The organism is Variovorax sp. YR634 (genome assembly GCF_900106655.1).
In the GTDB taxonomy this organism is placed as follows: Bacteria; Pseudomonadota; Gammaproteobacteria; order Burkholderiales; family Burkholderiaceae_C; genus Variovorax.
Window position 1 is genome coordinate 119,704 of the sequence record NZ_FNOL01000001.1, and the last position, 19,953, is coordinate 139,656.

The following is a 19,953-nucleotide window of genomic DNA, read 5'->3' on the forward strand; positions in this document are numbered from 1 at the left end:
CAGGCACGAGGTGCTTGCGCTCATCCTCTCATCGGAATGTATCGGCGCTCAGAGGTCGGCCATGCCCATGGCCGGGTCGCTCACCGTGTGCTTGCCCGTTTCGACACGGCCTGCGAAGCGGCGGTAGTAGGCCGGATCTGCATCGCACGTGACTGCGAAGTCGTACCACTGGCCGCTGCTCGCAAGCTCCCAGTGCTGGTCGACGCTGGCGCCGCCGTTCACCGTCGCGGTCCATGGGCCATCGTTGCGATAGGCCTTGGCGTTGATGGTGAACCGGCACGCCGTCTTGCCGTCGTTGCGCATGCTCAGGTAGACGTTGCCGTTGGCGATGTCGTAGCACACGCGAACCTCGGGCGTTGCATTGCTGGTGCGCAGTGCGTTGAGGTTGCCCTTGAAGTGGCGATGAAAGCCGTTGGGCCCGAGCACCCACAGGTCGTAGGCGCCGCCGTCATCGGTCATCGCGGCCCAGGTGTCGTCGAGCATCTTGCCGGCCTCGACCATGTAGCGGCGCGGCAGGCGATCGAGATGCAGCTTGTCGTACACATGGAACACGGCCGCGGCCTTGCCGGTGTTGGAGAACAGCAGCTGCAGCTTGCCGTTGACCACGTCGGCCTTGGCGCTGGTGTGCAGTTCGTACGGCAGGGCGCGCGAGGGGCGGGTGCCGGTGGGCTGGCGCGGCAGCGCGGGCGTGGAGGGCAGCGGCACCTGCGCCAGTGCTTCCTGGTCGAGGCGCAACTGATCTGCTTCGGCCTGGGTCTTGCGGCCCGCGAGCGTGGGCAGCACTTCGCTGTTGGGCGTTGCGAAGTTGAAGGCGCTGGTCAGGTCGCCGGCAATCGCGCGGCGGAACGGCGAGATGTTCGTTTCCTTCACGCCGAATCGCGCTTCAAGAAAACGCAGCACCGAGGTGTGGTCGAACACCTGCGAGTTGACCCAGCCGCCGCGGCTCCATGGCGAGATGACGTACATCGGCACGCGCGGGCCGGGGCCGTAGACGCGGCCGTCCGGCTGGGGCACGCCGCTGGGTGTGCCGGGCACCAGCGGGTGGTTGTAGCGCTCGAACGCGACATCGGCGTCGCCGAGCGTGGTCTTGCCCGCTGCGCTCTTGTCGGGGTTGATCGACGGCGCGGAAGGCGACGGCACGTGGTCGAAGTAGCCATCGTTCTCGTCGAAGTTGACGATGAACACCGTCTTGCTCCACACGTCGGGCGATGCGGTGAGCGCATCAAGCACCTGCTGGATGTACCAGGCGCCCTGCACGGGGCTCGAAGGTCCGGGGTGCTCGGAGTAATCGGCGGGAGCGACGATCCACGACACCTGCGCGAGCTTGCCGCTGGCCACGTCCTGCTTGAACGCGCCGAGCAGGCCGCCGTCGGGCATGGTGTTGGCGATGCCCTTGTAGAGCGGGTTGCCCGCATCGTCGCTGGCGGGGTCGCAGGCCGGCAGCGTCGTGCCCACGGGCGGGCTGGCGTCGCCGTCGTAGCGCTCGTTGTTCTTGCCTGAAGCCTTGTTGGCCACCCGGTATTGCTGGAAGCCGGCCAGCGGGTTGTCGGTGAAGTTGTCGGGCAGGTTCTGGTAGACGATCCAGCTGACCTTGGCGTCCTGCAGGCGCTCCGGGTAGGTCTTCCAGTTGCAGCCGAAGGTGGTCGAATCGACACCGGGGTTGTCGGTGGGGTCCCATGGAAACCGCAGGTTCTCCCAGGTGTTGTCCACCGAGGCGACGCCCGCCACGCCGGCGCTGGTCTGGCCCGAGGGGCCGTTGGTGCCGCTCCAGTGGAACAGGCGGTTGGAGTTGGTGCCGGTGTGCATGCCGCAGTGGTAGCTGTCGCACACGGTGAAGGCGTTGGCCAGTGCGTACTGGAACTGCAGTTCAGCCTCTTGCAGATAGCCCATCGATTGCGTGAAGGGCGCCGTGCCGGTGGCCTTGTACTTCGGCCATTGGTTGAGGCGCCCGCCGTCCCAGGCGTTCTGCGCGTCGAGCCAGCTGTGCGGCGTGCCGCTGACGCGTTGCGCGTTGCCCAGGGTCTGGTCGAGGTGATACGGCAGCACCACCTTGCCGTCGGCGTCGCTCTGTTCCCACACGCGGCGCCCGCCGATCAGCGGAATGGCGAAGCGGTCGCCGAAGCCGCGCACGCCCATGAGCATGCCGAAGTAGTGGTCGAACGAACGGTTCTCCTGCATCAGGATCACGACGTGCTCGACGTCCTGGATGGTGCCGGTCTTGTTGTTGGCCGGAATGGCGAGCGCGCGGCGGATGCTCGGCGGAAATGCAGAGAGCGCGAGGGCGGCGGCGCCAGTCGTGGCTGTGCCCGTGAGGAATTTGCGGCGGGAGGTCATTGATTAGTTCCTGGCGGCGCTCAGGGCGCGCAGCGCATCTCGGGCTTCGGAGTGTTGTCGGGCGGGGTGGGTGTGGTCGGCGTCGTCGGCGTGCCGCCGAAGAAGCCGCCGCCACCGCTGCCACCACCGCACGCAGAGAGCACGCAGGCCAGGAACAGCACGGGCGCAAGCCGCGTGCTGAGAAAAAGAAGTCGCATGGATCGGTCCTTTGTTATGTGGTTCTGGAAGGCGCGGGGGAGAGGCGCACCTGGGCCACGAGACTAGGGAGAACCCGTTACCGACTGGTTAACTTGGGATGACGCAGAGAAGTCAGGTGCGTGACAACGCACTGCCCAAGGCAGCGTCAGGATCGGCGAAATGACGGCGCGGCGCGGCCTGGCGCCGCGTTCAAGCGCAGCGCTCAGGGCTCGTTGCTGATACCGCTGGATACATGCCCGGCGGGCACATGGCGCGAGGCCGCATCGACGTGACCGGTCTGGTCGTCGAAGAAGAAGTCGGGCTCGAACTCGCGCAGGAACTCGCCCTTGGGCAGGCCGCCGAGGAACATGGCCTCGTCGACGCGGATGTTCCACTTCATGAGCGTGCGGATCGCGCGCTCGTGCGCCGGCGCGCTGCGCGCAGTGACGAGCGCGGTGCGGATGCGCATCTGCGCATTGCCGGCCATCTGCAGCCGATGCAGCGCCATCAGCAGCGGCTTGAACGGCCCTTCGGGCAAGGGCAGGTCGGCCTTGCTGAGCTCGTGGGCCTGGAAGGCGTCGAGCCCTTCGGCCTGGAACACGCGCTCGGCCTCGTCCGAGAACAGCACCGCATCGCCGTCGAAGGCAATGCGCACTTCGTTCGGCCAGGCGTCGCTGGCCTTTACCGATTCGACCAGCACGCGCGCGGCCGGAAAGCCGGCGATGAGCGCCTCGCGCACGTCCTGCGCGTTGACCGACAGGAACAGGTGCGCGCGCAGTGGGCGCAGGTAGCCGAAGGGCGGTCGGCCCTGTGTGAACACGCCGCGCTGCAGCTTGATGTCGGCGGCCGCGCTCGACTTGAAGATGCGCATGCCCGAGACCGGGTCGTTGCGCGAAAGAATCACCACCTCGACGCGCTGCACGCCGTCTTCGTTGAAGCGCAGCAGCTTGCGGATCAGCGAATACGCAATGCCCGGCGCGGCCGGCACGTCGATGCGGTCGAGCTGCAGCTTCATGTAGCCCTCGTTGTCCCCGGCCTCGAAGATCTTGTTTTCTTCTTCGAGGTTGAACAGGGCACGCGAGGAGATCGCGACCACGAGCTTGTCTTCGAGAGTCACAGGCATGGCGTTTCCCCATGGACCTGACTTATTCCAGCAGGTGCGCCGCGCACGGCCGCCCGAAGCGGCCGCACCGCCCCCGGCAAGGGGGTTGGAGGCCACACGAAGTGGGCAAGCCTGGGGGTGTGCTTCATTTCACGAACTGGTTCAACTGGATGATAGGCAGCATCACCGCCAGAACAATCAGCATCACCACCCCGCCCATCGCCACGATGAGCAGCGGCTCCAGGATGGTTGCCAGATGCATCGCGCGGCGCTGCACTTCGGCGCTGAGCTGATTGGCCGCGCGTTGCAGCATCAGCGGCAGGGTGCCGGTCTGCTCGCCGAGGCGCGCGAACATCGACACCAGGCCCGGAAAGCGCTTCTTCTGCGCCAGCGCCGAGGCCAGCGGCGCGCCTTCGCGCACCAGCACCAGCGCGTCGAGCGCGTCGGCGCGCATCGCGCGGTTGCTCAGCGTCTCGGAAGCCGCCTGCAGCGCACGCAGGATCGGCACGCCTGCCGTGGCCAGCATGGCGAGCGTGCTCGCGAAGCGCGCTGCGTTGTAGCCACGCGCGAGCTTTCCGACCAGCGGCAGCTTGAGCCAGACGGCATCGAACTTCAGGCGGAAGGCCTCCTGCGCCAGCGCCAGCCGCGCGCCGATGGCCGCGAGCACGACGGCGCACAGCATCCACCAGCCATAGTTGCGCACGCCCGCGCTCAGCGACAGCATCACGGTGGTGAGAAAGGGCAGCGAGCGCTTGGTGCCCGCAAAAACCTGCGCCACCTGCGGCACCACGTAGCTCACGAGGAAGATCACGATCACGATCGCCACCAGCGTGACGATGGCCGGGTACAGCGCCGCGCCGATCAGCTTCTGCTGCAGCGCCTGGCGTTCTTCGAGGTCGTCGGCAAGGCGGTCGAGCACGAGGCCGAGGTTGCCGCTCTGTTCGCCGGCGCCGATCACGGCCGTGTAGATGGGCGAGAACTCGCGCGGATGCGCCGACAGCGCACGCGCGAACGGCGAGCCCGCGTTGACTTCGGCGCGCAGGGACGCGACCAGATTGCGCTGCTGCTCTGACTCGGCTTCGTCGGTGAGTGCCGTGAGCGCGCGTTCCAGCGGCAGGCCCGACGAGACGAGGCCCGCGAGTTGCCGCGTCCACACCGCGAGGCCGGTGGAATTGAAGACGCGCTTGCCGCCGCCGAGCCAGCGGCTGAGGGTGCTGCGCTGGCCGGTGCCGTTGACGTGGTCGCTGCCGACCGGCTTGACCGACAGCGGAATGAGCGCCTGCGCCCGCAGCAGGCTGCGCGCGCTGCGTGCGGTGTCGGCCTCGAGCACGCCTTCGCGGCTCTGGCCGCTGGCGTCGATGGCTTCGAAGGAATAGGCGGGCATGGGGAGCGCCGGGGCGGCTTAGTCTCGCGTGACGCGCAGCAACTCGGCGCGCGAAGTGACGCCGGCCTGCACCAGCCGTTCGCCGTCTTCGCGCATCAGGCGCAGGCCGCCGCGCGCGCCGGCCTTGAGCAGTTCGCTCTCGGCCGCCTTGCTGTGGATCAGGCCCTGCACGGTTTCGTCCGCCACCAGCAGCTCGAAGATGCCGGTGCGGCCCTGGTAGCCGGTCTGGCCGCACACTTCGCAGCCCGCGCCGGCGCACACCGTGCACACCTTGCGCACGAGGCGCTGCGCGAGCACGCCGAGCAGAGACGAGCTCAGAAGAAAAGGTTCCACGCCCATGTCGGTCAGGCGCGTGACGGCGCTGACGGAATCATTCGTGTGCAGCGTTGCGAGCACAAGGTGACCGGTCAGCGAGGCCTGGATGGCGATCTGCGCGGTCTCGAAGTCGCGGATTTCGCCGATCATGATGACGTCAGGGTCCTGCCGCAGGATCGCGCGCAGGGCCTTGGCGAAGGTGAGTTCGATCTTGGCGTTGATCTGCGTCTGGCCCACGCCCGGCAGCTCGTACTCGATGGGGTCTTCCACCGTCATGATGTTGCTGCGGCTCGCGTCGAGCCGGGCCAGCGCGGCGTACAGCGTGGTGGTCTTGCCCGAGCCCGTGGGGCCGGTCACGAGAATGATGCCGTGCGGCTGCGAGATGAGCTTTTCGAAGCGCTCCAGCGTGTCGCCCTGCATGCCCACCGATTCGAGCGTGAGCTTCGATTCGCTCTTGTCCAGGAGGCGCAGCACCGCGCGTTCGCCGTGCGCGCTCGGCAGCGTCGACACCCGCACGTCGACCGCGCGCGTGCCGATGCGCAAGGAGATGCGCCCGTCCTGCGGCAGCCGCTTTTCGGAGATGTCGAGGTCGGCCATGATCTTCAGGCGCGAGATCAGCGCGGCGTGCAGCGCGCGGTTGGGCTGCACCACCTCGCGCAGCGTGCCGTCGATGCGAAAACGCACGGACGAGGTGCGCTCGTAGGGCTCGATGTGGATGTCGCTCGCACCGTCGCGCGCGGCCTGCGTGAGCAGCGCGTTCAGCATGCGGATGATGGGCGCGTCGCCAGCGCTTGCCAGCAAGTCTTCGACCGCGGGCAGCTCCTGCATCATGCGCGAGAGGTCGGCGTCGTTCTGCACCTCGCTCACCACCGCGGCGGCGCTCGACTCGCCCTGCGCGTACGCCGCGCTGATGCGCTGCGCCAGCGCGCCGTCGGCCAGCACCTCGAAGGCCTGCACGCCGTACTTGCGCGACACCTCGCCGACCGCGCTGCGCGCCGGGTGGCTCGACATCCACAGCGTGTAGCGGCCGTCGTCGGTCTCCTCGAGCAAAAGCTGCTGGCTGCGTGCAAAGGCGTAGGGCAGGGGGTAGCGCATGGACATCAGGACAGTATCAAGGCAGTTCGCGCGTGCTCACGGGGTCGGCGGTCGGCGGCAGGGCGCCGCGCAGGGCGCTTGGCGCCAGCTTGCGGTTGTCGGCGGGCAGCGCGGGCGGCGGGATCAGTTGGGTGCCTTGCTCGCGCAGGCCGCCCCGGCTGTTGCTGCTGGTGCCCAACGGCGGCGACTCCGGCAGCACGGGCGCGGCATTCACGTTGCGCAGCATCACGTTGTCGGTGTTGGGCTGGGTCGCCTGCTGCAGGCCACGGATCTGGTCGTAGCGATCGAATGCGAAGGCTTCGGTCGCCGTGGCGTCGCGCATCACCACCGGGCGCAGGAACATCATCAGGTTGTTCTTGACGCGCGAGCGGTTCTCGCTCTTGAACAGGTTGCCGACCACCGGGATGTCGCCGGCGAACGGCACCTTTTCAGTGTTGGTGCCGTAGGTATCCGACAGCAGGCCGCCGAGCATGACGAGCCCGCCGTCTTCCACCAGCACGCTGGATTCGAGCGAGCGCTTGTTGGTGGTGGGGCCGTTGGGGTCGGTGGTGGTGCCGGGCGCGACGTTCGAGATCTCCTGGAAGATCGTCATCTTCACGGTGCCGTTCTCGTTGATGGTCGGACGCACGCGCAGGGTGAGGCCGACGTCCTTGCGCTCGACGGTGGTGAACGGGTTCACGCCCACCGAGCCCGAGGTGCTGGCGTAGGAGCCGGTCGGGAACGGCACGTTCTGGCCGATGACGATCTTGGCTTCTTCGTTGTCCAGCGTCAGCAGGTTGGGCGTCGAGAGCACGTTGGCGTCGTTGTCGTTGCTGAAGAAATTCGCCACTGCGCCCAGGATGTATTGGCCACCGATCTTGCCGGCAATGCCGAGGTTCAGGCCGGGCTGGATCGACGTTGCAAGGCCGGAGGCATCCTTGGTGGCCAGCGCCTGGGTCAGAGCCAGGATGTTGCCGCCGTTGAGGGTGGAGTTGGTGCCGATGACGGCGTTGTTGCCCAGCGCGCTTTGCCACTGCACGCCGAACTTGGCGGCCTTGGTGGCGTTGACCTCGACGATCAGCGCCTCGATCATGACCTGCGCGCGCCGGCCGTCGAGCTTGTCGATCACGGCGCGCATCTGGCGGTACTGCGGCTCGGGCGCGGTGATGATCAGCGAGTTGGTCGTCGGGTCAGCCTGGATCTGGCCGCCGGTCGAGGGCTGGTTGGCGTTGTTGAGCGGCGCGTTGGCGGCGGCCGAGCCACCGCTCTGGTTGCCGCCGCTGTTCAGGTTCACCTGCATGGCCTGCGGCGCGCTCTGCTGGGGCGCCGCGCCGCCACCCGCGGCACCGGCAGCGCCTGGCGTGGTGTTCTGCTGGTTCGCCGCCATCGCGGCGCGCAGCGTGGCCGCGAGGCGCACCGCGTCTGCGTTCTTCAGGTAGACCACGTAGATGTTGCCGGCCAGGCCGTTGCTGCTTTCCGTCGGCGGGCGGTCGAGCTTCTCGACCAGCGTGCGCACCAGCGCCACGCGTGCCGGGTTGGCCGCGCGCAAGATCAGCGAGTTGCTGCGCGGGTCGGCCATGAGCGTGGTGCGGAACGACGCATCGGTCGCACCGGGTGCGGCGCCGCCCGGGGCGCCGGAGCCGCCGCCGTCGACCAGGCGCTGCACCAGCGGCACCATGTCGGTGGCAACCGAGTGCCTGAGCTGGATGACCTCGATGTCGGACGCATTCGGCACGTCGAGCGACGCGATGATGCGCGCCAGCCGGCGCATGTTGTCGGCGTAGTCGGTGATCACGAGCGAGTTGTTGCCCGGGTTCACGTTGATGGTGTTGTTCGGCGGAATCAGCGGGCGCAGCACCGGCAGCAGGTTGTTCGGCGACTCGTAGTTGAGCCGGAAGATCTGCGTGACGATCTGGTTGCTGCCGCTGGACGCCGTGGCGCTGATGGAGGTGTTGACGGTGCTGCTCTGCAGCTTGGCGTCGGCCTCGGGCACCACCTTGTAGAGGCCGTCGGCTTCCACTACCGCGAAGCCCTGCAGGCGCAGCGCCGAGGCGAACTGGTTGAAGGCGGCGGCTGGCTGGATGGCGCGGTCGGTGACGAGGTTCATCGTGCCCTTGACGCGCGGGTCGACCACCACGTCGCGGCCCGTGACCACCGCCATGGTGCGGGCCACGGCCTCGATGTCGGCGTTGGAGAAGTTCAGCGTGATCGGCTCGCCGCGGCGCGGCGCATCGCCGGTCTGCGCGAACGCGGCGGGGGCACCCTGCAGGAACGTGGCGGCGATCAGCACGCGCACGGCGAGTGCGACGGTGCCGTTCGAAAACAGTGGCTTCATCATGAGGATCAACCCAGGGTGATGATCGAACGCGCGTTCTCGCGCCGTCCGATGATGTTCAACAAATTGGAAAGCGCGTCTTCGCGGCCGGGGGCGGCACTGGCTTCGCCGTTGAAGCGGAAGGAAGTGCCGTTCCAGCTGCCGCTGCCGTTCAGTTCGAGGCTGCCCTCGCGCGTGCTGAGCAGCAGCGTGGGGCGGGTGCCGCCTTCGAGTGAGAGCCGGTAGCTGCCCATCGGCCGCAGGGTCGACAGGCTGGAGGAAACATCGGTGGCGTCGAGCGTGGCCTGGCCTGCAACGCGCAGCGCGGGGCCGTCCCACTGCATAGAGAAGGCCTTGGTGGACAGGTCGAGCGCGCCTTCGAGCTTGAGCGTGTTCCAGGGCGCGCCCAGACCGGTGAGCAGGGTGGCGGGCCAGCGCGAGCGGCTGTCCTGCCATGCGAGCTGCATGCCGCCGGCGCGCGGGCTGGCCTTGAGTTCGAGCGGCTGCGCGGCGCAGCAGGGCAGGTCGAGGCTGGCGGCGATGCCGCTCCAGCCCGGGCGCATGCGCCAGTGCAGCAGGCCGGGCAGCGACACCGCCTGCGCGCCGCCGGCGCCGCTGGCGAAGACCACGGCGGCCGTGCCGTTCCAGACGGTGCCGCGCGGGTTGGCCAGCACGAGGCGGCCATGGCTCCAGTTCGACAGCGCCGCCGCGAGCCAGCGCGCCGGCGCGAACAGCACCACCGCCAGCAGCGCGCCGACCGTGATGCCGAGCAGGGCCCAGCGCCAGCCGCGGTGCGGCCGGGGTTCGGAGATCGGAGGGCGGGTCAGCATGCGGGCCTGTTGCTCATCGCGCTCATCGCGCCGCGGGCAGCGCCATGACGACGGTGCCGTCCCAGCGGACCTGCGGCGTCTTCGGCGCGTCCTTTGCGCCGGGCGGCGGTGTGGCCGGCGCTGCGGTCGGCGCGCGGGTCAGGTGGACTTCGCGCGGCACGGCATGCGCGTTGCCGCGGGCCTGGCCGAGCCATTGGGCGACGGTGGCAGCGGGCGCGGACCGCAGCGAGACGGCGGCAGCGCCGTCGCCGCCGGTCGTCACGAGCTGCGCGTTGCCGGCGCCGAAGCTGTCGCGCACCGAGGTCTCGAGCGCGCGCAGCGCGTCGTCGCGGTTCAGGCGCGGCTGCGATTGCAGTGCCTTCGCGCGGTTCTGCAAGGTGGCCATCTGCTGCAACTGCGCATCGAGTTGCGCATGTTCGGCCGGTGCCGCGGCCAGCGTGCGCAGCGCGGGGGCGAGCGCAATCCACCAAAGCAAGGCCAGTGCCACGAGCGCGGCGGCGGCGTAGACCATGCGGCGCTCGCGCACCTCCAGGGTGGCCCAGTGGGCCTTGAGCTGTTCGCTGAAATTCATCGGTTGGCCTCGGCCTGCACCAGCAGGAGGTCGCCTTCGGTACGCACGTTGTAGCCGCGCGGCGCCAGCGCGCCGGTGATCTGCGAGACCTCCGACGGCTGCAGCCCGAGGCCGCGCAGGCGCAACTGCCCGGCGCCGTAGTCGACCGCGCTCGGCACCTTGCCGGGCGGCAGGTTGGCGGCGAGCGCGCCGACCATGGGTTCGAAGTCGCTGCCCGCCACGTCGCCCACGGCCTGCTGCAGTGCGGCAACTTCGCGCTGCATCTGCACCGGCGCGTCGACCACGATCTTCACCGAGGGGAAGGTTTGGGTCAGCATGGCCTTGGCGGCCTGCCGTTTCGATTCGAGCGCACTGCGCTCCTTCCAGGCCCAGGCGTTGAGTCCGATCAGCTGGGTCAGCAGCAGCACGACCACGCCCCAGCGCGCGGCGCGCCACTCGGGCGCATAGCGCAGCGTTTGCAGGACCGATGCGAATTTCTTGCCGGCGCGTGCGCGGCCGGTTGCGGCGAGGTCGAACTGCGCGAGCTCCCAGGGCGTGCGCGCGGCCTGCAGCCAGCGCTGCGGCGATTGCACGATGGGCACGCGGCGCTCGAGCAACTGCTCGGCCGCTTCGGCCACGGCGGGCTCGGTGGTGATGACGGCGGTGTCCAGCGGCAGGCCGCCCGACAGGGCCAGCCCCGCGCCGGCCAGCGGCAGCGAGACCACGCCGTCGGCGTCGCACACCGTGAGCTGCGGCGCCTCGGGCTCGCCCGTGACCAGCAGCAGCGGCGGGCCGTCGACCGGCTGCGGCGCGAATTCAGGGACGATGCGCACCACGCGACGGCCGGCCGCTTCGAGCCCTTGCACGACGCTGCGCAGCCAGATGCGGTTGCAGGCCGCGACCCACACGGGCGCGCCGGCCTTGGCGTCGGGTTCGAGCGCGAAGTGCAGGGCTTCGGGTTCGTCGAGCAGGTGTTCTTCGAGCAGGCCGTCGAGCACCGCGCGCAGCTTCGACGCGCTGCCCATGCTGCCCTTGGGCAGCGTGACGCGGTGCCACGAGAGCGCGACGGAAGGAATGCCGAGCATGACCTCGGCGCTCGAGGGCAGGAGCGCCAGCAACGCACGGCCCTGGTTGCGCAATGCAATGCCGTCGTCGCCTGCCTGGGCCCAGTCGTACTCGCCCGCGGCATCGGCCGGAGGGAGGGGGGCAATGAGCAGCAGGGGAGTCATGTGGATCTTGGAAAAGCCGGTGATTGTAGGTGCGCGTCTGACAGGCTGACGCTCTTGTTTCGATAGCGTGTTGCGCAGACGCCATGCGCGTTCGAAGGCTTTTTGTCTACAAATAGGGCATCGAAATCAGGGTTTGACCGTAGTGTCCGTTGCGCCGGCGCCGCGGGTGCGCCAGATCGTCGTTACCGTGACACCGTTGCGCTGTAGAAGCGAGCGCTCCTCGACGTAGGTGCGCTCCAGCCGCAGCCTGCCGTAGACCTCGAAGTACTGCGTGCCCACGCCGTGCTGCGCTGCATTGAAGGGCGCGCTGCCGCTGGGCAGCGCGGCGTTGGCGGCGGCAATGTCCTTGAAGAAGGCGCGCGTGCGGCGCTCCACAAGTTGGCGCGCGCTGGCGATATTGAGCGACTCCATGCTGGCGCTGATGGCTTCGGCGCTCGCGGTGTTGAGGTTGAGCGTGGTCTTCACCGGCAGGATCGTCACGTACGGTTCGAGCGCGGCGGCGGTCGAGGGCGACAGGCCCAGCCACACCAGCTGCGAGACCTGCTGCGGCATCAGCGGCGCGGCGCTGGGATCGCCGCCGTCGCTGCCGTCGGTCGCGGTGCCCGTGGCAAGGGCGGCCACCAGGCCCGTGGTCATCCGGCTGAGCTCCGACGCCGGCAGGCCCAGCAGGTTGAACAGCCGGGTGAAGGTGGCGACGCTGGCGGGCACCGGCTTGCCGTTGTCGACCAGCGACAGCACGTTGAGCTTGGACTGCGCATCGACGATGCGGCCCGAGAGGAAGGCATCGGGCAGTCCTTCGAGGCTGTCGCTCGACACGTTCTTGTCGGCGGCCAGGAAGCTCGTGAGCCGCGCTTCCTCGAGCGGCACGGCCCAGGGCTCTGCCAGGTTGTCGGGGCCGCCGGTGCGGCCGTCTTCGCTGAGGATCAGGCGCGACCAGTCGAGCGCGCCGACCAGCACCCAGGCAGCCTGCACGCGCGCTCGCTCGGCGCCTTCGACCTCGGCCGCGCGCCATTGCTGCCACAGCGCCGCGGCGGCGAAGGTGGCCACGAGCATCACGGTCAGCATCGCGGCGAGCAGGGCGGCGCCGGACTGGCGCTTCTTTGTGGCCGTCATGATGATTTCGCCGATCCGACGGTCGGCTTGACCCAGTCGCGCGTGAGCGTGCCCGAGAGGCCGTCTCCGGGCGGCAGCGTGATGACGAGGCGCACGCCGTCGGGCATGGCGACGACGGGGCCCGCGGGGTTGTTGGGGTTGGGCACGACGGTAGGCAGCTGGCTGGCCGGCACCCAGGTGTTGTCGCGGAAGAAATAGAGCTGCCAGTTGCTGGCTGGCACCAGCGGCACGTCGCTGTAGCCGCCTCCGGCCGCGCTCGCGCCGCCGTCCTGTGCCCAGGCGGCGGCGAAGTTCCAGGCCTGCTGCCATTCGCCGCGCGTGGTGAAGGGCTGCGATTGCCAGCGCCGCCAGCGCACGCCGTCGGAGCCGGACTTCAGCATCCAGGCCACAACCTGCACCGAAGGCGCCGCGTCGTCGCTGCCACGGCGCGTGAGCCGCAACACTCGGCCGTCCCAGTCGATCGGGCGGGTCTGCGCGAGCGTGGTCACGGCGTCGAGGTCGGCGCTCCACTGCGCGAGCGTGGCCTGCAGCGTGAGGACGGCGTCGGCGCGCTGCTGGTTCTGCGTGGTGGCGCGGGACATGCTGTCCAGCCCGCGCCAGCTGATGAGCGAGAGCAGGGCCATCACCGCGATGGCGACCAGCAGTTCGATCAGCGTGAAGCCGCGGGACCTGGAGACGAGCATCAGTACCTCCCCACGATGGTGGAGATGCGCAGGATCGGCGCGTCGGCTTCGTCGCGCACCTGCACGTCGACGCGCCGGAAATTCGGGTTCAGCGTGGACGTGGTCGAAGTGGTCACGTTGAACGAGACGCCGGCCTGCAGGCAGATGGAGCCCGAGTCGCCGATTGCCGGCATTTGCCGCGACAGGCGAGCCTTGGCGAGTTCGTTCTCGGCGCACAGGTCGGCCAGCACGAGATCGGACTGGCGCTGTGCATTGCGCGTGAGCGACATCGTGGCCTGCGAACCCGCGGCCAGCGCCAGCGCGACGATGCCGAGCGCGATCAGCACTTCGATCAGCGTGAAGCCGGCGATGCGAGAGGACGGGGCAGGGCGTCGCGCGCTCATTGCACGGCTGATACGGTGAAGGGGCGCACCCCGTCGGTCGCGATGCGCAACGCGCGCGCGGGCGGGCCGGCGGAATAGAGCATGACCTGCTGCGCCGCGATGATCGGATCGGGCCCGAGCTGCAGCGCGGGAACCAGCGTGCCGTTGGCGAGAGAGGCCTGAGCTGTGATGCCCTCGGCGGCCCAGTTGGCGGGCAATGCGCCAGGCGGGAGGCCGTCGAACACGAAGCTGCCTTCGACGGGCCGCCACCGCACCACGATGCCGCTGGCGCGCGACTGGGCACGGGCCGATTCGAGCAGGGCGGCGAGCCGGTCGGCTTCGCGGTCGAGCTTGGCGGCGTTGGTGTCGCGTATCGCGAAGCTGACGGCGGCGGTAGCGATCGCGATGATGGCGATCACCACGATCAGCTCCAGCAGCGTGAAGCCGCGGGCCGGGTGGATGTGGGGGCGTGGATACCGGTTGCGGCGCAGCGCGCCCGAGCCGCTATTGCCAGCTGCCGATGTCGGCATTCTTGCCCTCGCCGCCGCTTTGGCCGTCGGCGCCGAACGAGAGCACGTCGATCTCGCCCTTGATGCCCGGGTTCATGTACTGGTACGGATGGCCCCAAGGGTCGTTAGGCAGCTTCTCGACGTAGGCCTTCCAGTTGGGTGCGGCCGGACCAGTGGTCGGGCGCGTGAGCAGCGCCTGCAGACCCTGCTCGGCGGTGGGGTAGCGCTGGTTGTCCAGGCGGTAGAGCTTGAGCGCCTGCATCAGGTTGTTGATGTCGGTGCGGGCGGCCGTCACGCGGGCGTCGTCGGCGCGCTCGATCACGTTCGGCACGATGAGCGCCGCCAGCACGCCGATGATGACCAGCACGACCATCAGTTCGATCAGCGTGAAGCCGCGTTGGGCGGTGCGGGTGGCGGCACGGAGGAATTTGTTCATAGCTTGGGCGGACATGATTCGGAAAGCGCGCTGCATGATAATCCGCAGCCATGACAAGTCCCTACTCAGCCGCTCGCTGGCATGCCCCACTTGCAACGACGGGGCTTTGGGCGCTGGCGGCCGGTGCCGCGGTGTTCTGGGCGCTGCGCCTGGCTTCGCCGACCGACGCCGTGGCGGCGGCCGCGACGATGCCGCGGCCTTCGGTGACGGCCGATTCGGATGCGGTGGCCCGGCTGCTGGGCGTGCTGCCTGCGTCACGCACGGCCCAGGTGGCGCCCGAGGCGGCCAGCCGCTTTGCGCTGTCGGGTGTGGTGGCCGACCCTTCGAAGCAGGGGGCCGCGTTGATCTCCATCGACGGCAAGCCGCCGCGGCCGTTCCGTGTCGGTTCGTCGGTCGGCGACAACTACGTGCTGCAGTCGGTGGGCCTGCGCTCGGCGACCATCGGCACGCAGGCCGACGGCCCGGCGGCGTTCACGCTGCAATTGCCGGTGCGTGCGCCGATCAGCGTTTCCAGCCCCGGGTTGCCGGCAGTGCCTATGTCTGCGCCGACCGGGCCTCTGCCTGCGACGATGCCAGCCGTGGTGGCTCCGCCGCAGTTGCCGCAGCAACAGCAGCAACCGGGTGGCCCACTGTCGCAACCTGCTGCTATGGCACCGCCGCCGCAACAGGCGCCCGCGCAGTAGCAGCGGACAGTTGAACGATCGAAGCCGGCCTTGAGCCGGCTTCTGCTTTTTCAGGCCTGCAGAAAGAGCCGGTACGCCGGGTTGGCCGTTTCCTCGACGTAGGGATAGCCCAGCGTTTCGAGGAAGGCGTCGAACTCGGCGCCTTCGCCGGCCGGCACCTGCAGGCCCACGAGGATGCGGCCGTAGTCGGCGCCCTGGTTGCGGTAGTGGAACAGGCTGATGTTCCAGTTCGGCTGCATCAGGCTCAGGAACTTGAGCAGCGCGCCGGGACGCTCGGGAAACACGAAGCGCAGCAGGCGCTCGTCATGCGCGAGGCCAGTGCGTCCGCCCACGAGGTGCCGCAGATGCTCCTTCGCAAGCTCGTCATGGGTGAGGTCGAGCGTGTTGAATCCGTGCTCGTCGAAGGTCCGCGCGATGAAGGCCGACTCGCCGCGCGCCGAGGTTGTGAGACCGACGAACACATGCGCCTTGGCTGCATCGCTTATGCGGTAGTTGAACTCGGTCACGTTGCGAGGTGCGCCGCCGCCCGTGGCTTCGGCGTCGCTCGCGGGCATCTCGCCGATCAGCTCGCAGAAGCGGCGGAAGCTGCCGCGCTCTTCGGGCATGGTGACGGCGAACAACGCCTCGCGCTCTTCACCGACTTCGGCGCGTTCGGCGACGAAACGCAGCCGGTCGAAATTCATGTTGGCGCCGCACAGAATGGCTGCATAGGTCTCGCCGTGGCGACCGTGCTGGGCAACGTATTCCTTGATGGCCGCGACCGCCAGCGCACCGGCCGGCTCGACGATGCTGCGCGTGTCCACGAAGATGTCCTTGATGGCGGCGCACACGGCGTCGGTGTCGACGGCGATGTATTCGTCGACCAGCTCGCTGGCGATGCGGAAGGTTTCCTCGCCGACCAGCTTGACCGCCGTGCCGTCGGAGAACAGGCCGACGTCGGGCAGGTTCACGCGCTGATGAGCCGCGACCGATTGCATCATTGCGTCGGAGTCGTTCATCTGCACGCCGATCACCTTGATCTCGGGTCGCACGGCCTTGATGTAGTTGGCCACGCCGGAGATCAAGCCGCCTCCGCCGATTGCGACGAACACCGCATCGAGCGGGCCCTGGTGCTGTCGCAGGATTTCCATTGCGATGGTGCCCTGGCCTGCGATGACATCGGGGTCGTCGAAGGGATGCACGAAGGTCAGGTTTTGCTGCGCCTGCAATTCGAGCGCGTGCAGATAGGCATCCGAATAGCTGTCGCCATGCAACACGATTTCGCCGCCGAAACCACGCACCGCATCGATTTTCAGTTTGGGTGTGGTCACCGGCATCACGATCACCGCGCGCGTGCCGAGCTTGCGCGCACCCAATGCAACGCCTTGCGCGTGATTTCCAGCTGATGCGCAAATTACGCCGCTTGCCAATTGAGCAGCACTCAGATGCGCCATCTTGTTATAGGCGCCGCGCAGTTTGAAGCTGAAGACCGGTTGCTGGTCTTCGCGCTTGAGCAGCACGGTGTTGCCGAGCCGTTCGCTGAGCGCGCGCGCCTTCTCGAGCGCGGATTCGACGGCAACGTCATAGACCCGGGCGTTAAGTATTTTTCTGAGATAGTCGGCGGGCGTGAGCGCCGGATTAACAGGCGCATTGCGCACGATTTTTTCCATGGGAGTTTTCATTTGCTAACTGTTGATGATAAGAGGCATCGGGATTGCATGCGAGATATGACATGGACACAAATGTCATAAACCTCTTCGGCAAAGCTCCAGCTGCAAATGATTCGGGATTTTTTGGACGTACCTATCCCGCGATTCATCCGACCGCCAATCAATTTACAAATGAGCAGAATCTGTTATCAATTTCTGTCAGTGACCTTTCGAAAGGGCTGATGCAGGCGGAGGCTGCGCGCGTTCAGCGAAAAGAAATTGGGCGTGCCACATGGCAGGTGATGGGCAACAGATTGCGTGCGCACATCGTTCCGTTGCTCGGCGACGTGTCGGCGCAGTCGTTTGCAACCGCCGACGCGCAACGCTTGATCGATCACCTCGGAGAGCAGGGCTTCACCAGCACGACGATTGCCCAGTACCTGGTGCTGTTGCGCAAGGTGGTGATGCACGGCGTGCACATCGGTGTACTTCGCGATGCGCCTCCTTTTCCGAAGGTCAAGGTGCGCAGCCAGCCGCGCGGCAGCTTCAGCGTTGCGGAGTACCGGACGATCATCAAGACCGCGCGCAGCTTGCGCGGGCACTCGCATCCGGTGCTCGATCAACTCGCGGCCGGAGAACGTTTCTGGATTGCGCGCGAGCTGCTCGTCATGCCGGACGAGTTGCCCTGGCTGATCCGCTGGATGGTGAACACCTTCGTGCGTCCGAGCGACATCAAGCTCATGAAGCACAGGCACATCGAGGTCGTGCGCGGCAAGCACGTCTATCTTCGGATGAACCTGCCGGAGACCAAGCGGCACAGTCAGCCCATCGTGAGTCTGTGTCCTGCGGTGCGGGTCTATGAATGCTTGCTCGCTTATCGTGGCGAGCATGGGTATGGCGGAGCGGAGGACTACATCTTCCTGCCGCAGTTGAAGAACCGCGAGCATGCGCTGGCGGTGCTCAACTTCTTCTTTCACTGGGTGCTCGAAAAGGCGGGGCTTGAGAAAGGGCCACTGGGCCAGTCGAGGACGCTCTACTGCCTGCGTCATACCGCGATCACGCTGCGGCTCTTGTACGGGCAAGGGATCGACATGCTGACCTTGGCACGCAATGCGCGCACGAGCGTCAATATGGTCGAGCGTTTCTACGCATCGGTGTTGAGCGGAGAAATGAATGTGGGGCTGCTGCAAAGCCGGCGTAGCCGGGCGAGCTGAGAAAAAGAGAGAGAAAGGACAAAAAGCCGCCCGGCGTGAGCCGGGCGACTTGAGGCTTTGCTGATTCGAACTGGCAAGAGCCAGCATCGGGATCAAACGAGGAAGATCAGAACGCGTGACGGATGCCGAAGTCGTAGCCCGTCGAGGTCTTCGGCGTGAACACGCCGGCAGCCGCGTTGTAGAAAGCCGGGCCACCCACGGTCAATGCCGCACCGTTCTTGTTGCTCACGCGAGCAACCGTGGCGTAAAGGGCCGTGCGCTTCGACAGGTTGTGCACGTAACCAAGTGCCAGCTTGTTGGCCTTCGGGTCGCGTCGGGTGGCCGACAGGTTGTCGTCGTACTTGACAGCCGAGTAGGACGCTCGGATCAGGCCTGCACCAACTGGCACAGTCAGGCCAAGTAGATAGCCGTTCAGATCGACGTCGGGGCGACCGCCGGCGATCGGCCGGTTTTTGTAGTCACGCGAGTTCTCGGCACGCGAAAGTTCGCCGAACAGCTTCACGGGGCCGAAGTCATACGAGGCACCCAGGTTGAAGATGTTTACCGAGTCAGTGGTGCCAGCGTAGTACTGATCGCCAACCGTGCTGTTGCCGTAGGCCACTGCGACGTCCAGAGGACCGTTTGCGTAGCCGAAGCGACCACCGATGTAACGGCCTGCGCGGCTCTTCGAGGTTGAGCTGTCCGCCGGGGTGAAGCCGCCGTTGCTGTACTTGTCGTTCTCGTGGAACGCATACATCACCTGGCCGTAAAAGCCGCCAAGGTTCGGTGGCAGGAAGTAGCCGATCGAATTGCTGGCGCGAGAGTAGTTCTGGTTGCCGCCGAAGCCGCCGGTGTCCTTGGCGCCGTAGGTCACGGCGTTGAAGCCGTTGGCCGTGTTGATCAGGTTGGAGCCAACGCCGTTGGTGCCGAACGGATCGAAGACGGTGTCGTTCCAGAACGTCGGGGTGTAGTCGCGACCCAGGCGGAGTTCGCCGAAACCACCCGACAGACTCACGGTCGAGCGACGAACGAAGGTTGCGAGGCCGGTGGCGCCGTCGTCATTGGTGATGGGGGCTTCGAGCCAGAAGCTGGCTGCCAGGCCGCCCCCCAGGTCTTCCGTACCACGGAAGCCCAGGCGGCTCGAGTTGTAACCCGAGTTGGCCAGCGCCGTGCGGCTGACCTTCACGCTGCCCAGATTCGTGGGCCTCAGGTCGCGCGAACTGGACGAGTAACCGCTGATCGACGCGTCGACCACACCAAACAGAGTGACGGACGACTGAGCCGAGGCAACACCGGCAACAGCCAGGGCAGCCAGAGCAACTGCCCTTTCGGTGCGAAAACTAGAGTGGCGGCAAGGCCGGTGAGGGTGGCCTGGAAAGAAAAAAGCCCCGAGCTTTGCAGCTCGGGGCTAAATCCACCAATTGGAAGGGTGGAGGAGACAACTGGGTGCGCATACGTTTGCGCAATGAAATAAAGTATATCGACTGTTTGTTGCGTTGCAACAAGCGAGTGATGCTTTTCCCACACACAAATGGATGTCGGCGTGCATTTTTGCCCGACATCCCAGACCTGGAACTCCGAAAACCATGGAATGCACAGTAAGTTGGACCGGTGACGCAGGCACGCGATCGGCCATGGGCTTCGTTGCCGAGACGGGCAGCGGCCATGTCCTGATGATGGATGGCGCACCGGATGCCGCAAAGCCCGAGAACGGCGGACAGAACCTCGCGGCGCGGCCGATGGAGACCGTTCTTGCCGGCACCGGGGGATGCACTGCCTACGATGTCGTGCTCATACTGAAGCGCGGACGCCATCGCGTCGAGCGCTGCAGCGTCAAGCTGACCAGCGAGCGCGCCGAAAAGGACCCCAAGGTCTTCACGAAGATCCACATGCACTTCACCGTGGCGGGCAAGGGAATTCCGGCCTCTGCCGTGGAGCGCGCAATCGCACTGAGTCACGAAACGTATTGCTCCGCCAGCATCATGCTGGCGAAGACAGCCGAAATCACCACCAGTTTCGACCTGATCGAAACCTGAG

19 protein-coding genes are annotated in these 19,953 nt (G+C 67.2%); 3 read left to right on the forward strand and 16 right to left on the reverse strand.

What is annotated here, in order from left to right:
- Positions 1–48: 48 nt before the first annotated feature.
- From BLV60_RS00530 to gspG, 14 genes are all read right to left on the reverse strand, one after another.
- Complete coding sequence (locus BLV60_RS00530; protein WP_093048278.1) at positions 49–2,334, reverse strand: phosphocholine-specific phospholipase C; 2,286 nt, start codon at positions 2,332–2,334, stop codon at positions 49–51.
- A 20-nt stretch (positions 2,335–2,354) separates the two neighbouring features.
- A complete protein-coding gene (locus BLV60_RS34275; protein WP_176928684.1) occupies positions 2,355–2,531 on the reverse strand; it encodes a hypothetical protein in 177 nt (58 codons plus the stop codon).
- A gap of 203 nt (positions 2,532–2,734) precedes the next feature.
- A complete protein-coding gene (locus BLV60_RS00535; protein ID WP_056509256.1) occupies positions 2,735–3,634 on the reverse strand; it encodes a 5'-nucleotidase in 900 nt (299 codons plus the stop codon).
- 124 nt (positions 3,635–3,758) lie between these two features.
- Entirely contained in the window at positions 3,759–4,997 is a 1,239-nt protein-coding gene (gene gspF, locus BLV60_RS00540) for a type II secretion system inner membrane protein GspF (protein ID WP_093048281.1), read from the reverse strand.
- Between the two features lie 18 nt (positions 4,998–5,015).
- Entirely contained in the window at positions 5,016–6,407 is a 1,392-nt protein-coding gene (locus BLV60_RS00545; protein WP_093048284.1) for a GspE/PulE family protein, read from the reverse strand.
- A 16-nt stretch (positions 6,408–6,423) separates the two neighbouring features.
- Positions 6,424–8,724, reverse strand: a complete 2,301-nt coding sequence (gene gspD / locus BLV60_RS00550; protein WP_093048286.1) for a type II secretion system secretin GspD — start codon at positions 8,722–8,724, stop codon at positions 6,424–6,426.
- A 5-nt stretch (positions 8,725–8,729) separates the two neighbouring features.
- Positions 8,730–9,530 (reverse strand): type II secretion system protein N, encoded by an 801-nt coding sequence (gene gspN, locus BLV60_RS00555; RefSeq protein ID WP_093048289.1) that lies wholly within the window; start codon positions 9,528–9,530, stop codon positions 8,730–8,732.
- Between the two features lie 22 nt (positions 9,531–9,552).
- Positions 9,553–10,101: a type II secretion system protein GspM gene (gspM, locus tag BLV60_RS00560; RefSeq protein ID WP_093048292.1), complete on the reverse strand. Its 549-nt coding sequence runs from the start codon at positions 10,099–10,101 to the stop codon at positions 9,553–9,555.
- Complete coding sequence (gspL, locus tag BLV60_RS00565) at positions 10,098–11,309, reverse strand: type II secretion system protein GspL (protein WP_093048295.1); 1,212 nt, start codon at positions 11,307–11,309, stop codon at positions 10,098–10,100. The genes gspM and gspL overlap by 4 nt, the downstream gene beginning before the upstream one ends.
- Before the next feature lie 126 nt (positions 11,310–11,435).
- On the reverse strand, positions 11,436–12,422 hold the full coding sequence (gene gspK, locus BLV60_RS00570; RefSeq protein WP_093048298.1) for a type II secretion system minor pseudopilin GspK: 987 nt from the start codon (positions 12,420–12,422) through the stop codon (positions 11,436–11,438).
- The gene (locus BLV60_RS00575; RefSeq protein WP_093048300.1) at positions 12,419–13,105 is read right to left on the reverse strand and encodes a PulJ/GspJ family protein; all 687 of its coding nucleotides are present in this window, start codon (positions 13,103–13,105) and stop codon (positions 12,419–12,421) included. Before BLV60_RS00575 ends, gspK begins: the two co-directional genes overlap by 4 nt.
- Complete coding sequence (gene gspI, locus BLV60_RS00580; RefSeq protein ID WP_093048303.1) at positions 13,105–13,488, reverse strand: type II secretion system minor pseudopilin GspI; 384 nt, start codon at positions 13,486–13,488, stop codon at positions 13,105–13,107. The genes BLV60_RS00575 and gspI overlap by 1 nt, the downstream gene beginning before the upstream one ends.
- Positions 13,485–13,997, reverse strand: coding sequence for a prepilin-type N-terminal cleavage/methylation domain-containing protein (locus BLV60_RS00585; RefSeq protein WP_093048305.1), 513 nt, complete (start codon positions 13,995–13,997; stop codon positions 13,485–13,487). Before BLV60_RS00585 ends, gspI begins: the two co-directional genes overlap by 4 nt.
- Entirely contained in the window at positions 13,972–14,412 is a 441-nt protein-coding gene (gene gspG / locus BLV60_RS00590; RefSeq protein ID WP_093048308.1) for a type II secretion system major pseudopilin GspG, read from the reverse strand. The genes BLV60_RS00585 and gspG overlap by 26 nt, the downstream gene beginning before the upstream one ends.
- A 50-nt stretch (positions 14,413–14,462) precedes the next feature.
- Between gspG and BLV60_RS00595 the strand changes: the two genes are divergently transcribed.
- Positions 14,463–15,095 carry a type II secretion system protein N gene (locus BLV60_RS00595; protein ID WP_093048311.1) on the forward strand — a complete coding sequence of 211 codons (633 nt, stop codon included), beginning with the start codon at positions 14,463–14,465 and terminating at the stop codon, positions 15,093–15,095.
- A 50-nt stretch (positions 15,096–15,145) separates the two neighbouring features.
- On the opposite strand, the gene ilvA is transcribed toward BLV60_RS00595, so the two are convergent.
- Positions 15,146–16,756: a threonine ammonia-lyase, biosynthetic gene (ilvA, locus tag BLV60_RS00600; protein ID WP_093048314.1), complete on the reverse strand. Its 1,611-nt coding sequence runs from the start codon at positions 16,754–16,756 to the stop codon at positions 15,146–15,148.
- 50 nt (positions 16,757–16,806) lie between these two features.
- Between ilvA and BLV60_RS00605 the strand changes: the two genes are divergently transcribed.
- Entirely contained in the window at positions 16,807–17,937 is a 1,131-nt protein-coding gene (locus BLV60_RS00605) for a hypothetical protein (protein ID WP_093048317.1), read from the forward strand.
- Between the two features lie 106 nt (positions 17,938–18,043).
- On the opposite strand, the gene BLV60_RS00610 is transcribed toward BLV60_RS00605, so the two are convergent.
- Complete coding sequence (locus BLV60_RS00610; RefSeq protein ID WP_093048321.1) at positions 18,044–19,231, reverse strand: porin; 1,188 nt, start codon at positions 19,229–19,231, stop codon at positions 18,044–18,046.
- A gap of 271 nt (positions 19,232–19,502) precedes the next feature.
- Between BLV60_RS00610 and BLV60_RS00615 the strand changes: the two genes are divergently transcribed.
- The gene (locus BLV60_RS00615; RefSeq protein WP_007834112.1) at positions 19,503–19,952 is read left to right on the forward strand and encodes an OsmC family protein; all 450 of its coding nucleotides are present in this window, start codon (positions 19,503–19,505) and stop codon (positions 19,950–19,952) included.
- Position 19,953 lies beyond the last annotated feature (1 nt).

Coding starts and splice junctions, on each gene's coding strand:
- BLV60_RS00530 (WP_093048278.1), bottom strand. CDS start 2,334: ATGACCTCCCGCCGCAAATTCCTCACGGGCACAGCCACGACTGGCGCC.
- BLV60_RS34275 (WP_176928684.1), bottom strand. CDS start 2,531: ATGCGACTTCTTTTTCTCAGCACGCGGCTTGCGCCCGTGCTGTTCCTG.
- BLV60_RS00535 (WP_056509256.1), bottom strand. CDS start 3,634: ATGCCTGTGACTCTCGAAGACAAGCTCGTGGTCGCGATCTCCTCGCGT.
- gspF (WP_093048281.1), bottom strand. CDS start 4,997: ATGCCCGCCTATTCCTTCGAAGCCATCGACGCCAGCGGCCAGAGCCGC.
- BLV60_RS00545 (WP_093048284.1), bottom strand. CDS start 6,407: ATGCGCTACCCCCTGCCCTACGCCTTTGCACGCAGCCAGCAGCTTTTG.
- gspD (WP_093048286.1), bottom strand. CDS start 8,724: ATGATGAAGCCACTGTTTTCGAACGGCACCGTCGCACTCGCCGTGCGC.
- gspN (WP_093048289.1), bottom strand. CDS start 9,530: ATGCTGACCCGCCCTCCGATCTCCGAACCCCGGCCGCACCGCGGCTGG.
- gspM (WP_093048292.1), bottom strand. CDS start 10,101: ATGAATTTCAGCGAACAGCTCAAGGCCCACTGGGCCACCCTGGAGGTG.
- gspL (WP_093048295.1), bottom strand. CDS start 11,309: ATGACTCCCCTGCTGCTCATTGCCCCCCTCCCTCCGGCCGATGCCGCG.
- gspK (WP_093048298.1), bottom strand. CDS start 12,422: ATGACGGCCACAAAGAAGCGCCAGTCCGGCGCCGCCCTGCTCGCCGCG.
- BLV60_RS00575 (WP_093048300.1), bottom strand. CDS start 13,105: ATGCTCGTCTCCAGGTCCCGCGGCTTCACGCTGATCGAACTGCTGGTC.
- gspI (WP_093048303.1), bottom strand. CDS start 13,488: ATGAGCGCGCGACGCCCTGCCCCGTCCTCTCGCATCGCCGGCTTCACG.
- BLV60_RS00585 (WP_093048305.1), bottom strand. CDS start 13,997: ATGCCGACATCGGCAGCTGGCAATAGCGGCTCGGGCGCGCTGCGCCGC.
- gspG (WP_093048308.1), bottom strand. CDS start 14,412: ATGAACAAATTCCTCCGTGCCGCCACCCGCACCGCCCAACGCGGCTTC.
- BLV60_RS00595 (WP_093048311.1), top strand. CDS start 14,463: ATGACAAGTCCCTACTCAGCCGCTCGCTGGCATGCCCCACTTGCAACG.
- ilvA (WP_093048314.1), bottom strand. CDS start 16,756: ATGAAAACTCCCATGGAAAAAATCGTGCGCAATGCGCCTGTTAATCCG.
- BLV60_RS00605 (WP_093048317.1), top strand. CDS start 16,807: ATGGACACAAATGTCATAAACCTCTTCGGCAAAGCTCCAGCTGCAAAT.
- BLV60_RS00615 (WP_007834112.1), top strand. CDS start 19,503: ATGGAATGCACAGTAAGTTGGACCGGTGACGCAGGCACGCGATCGGCC.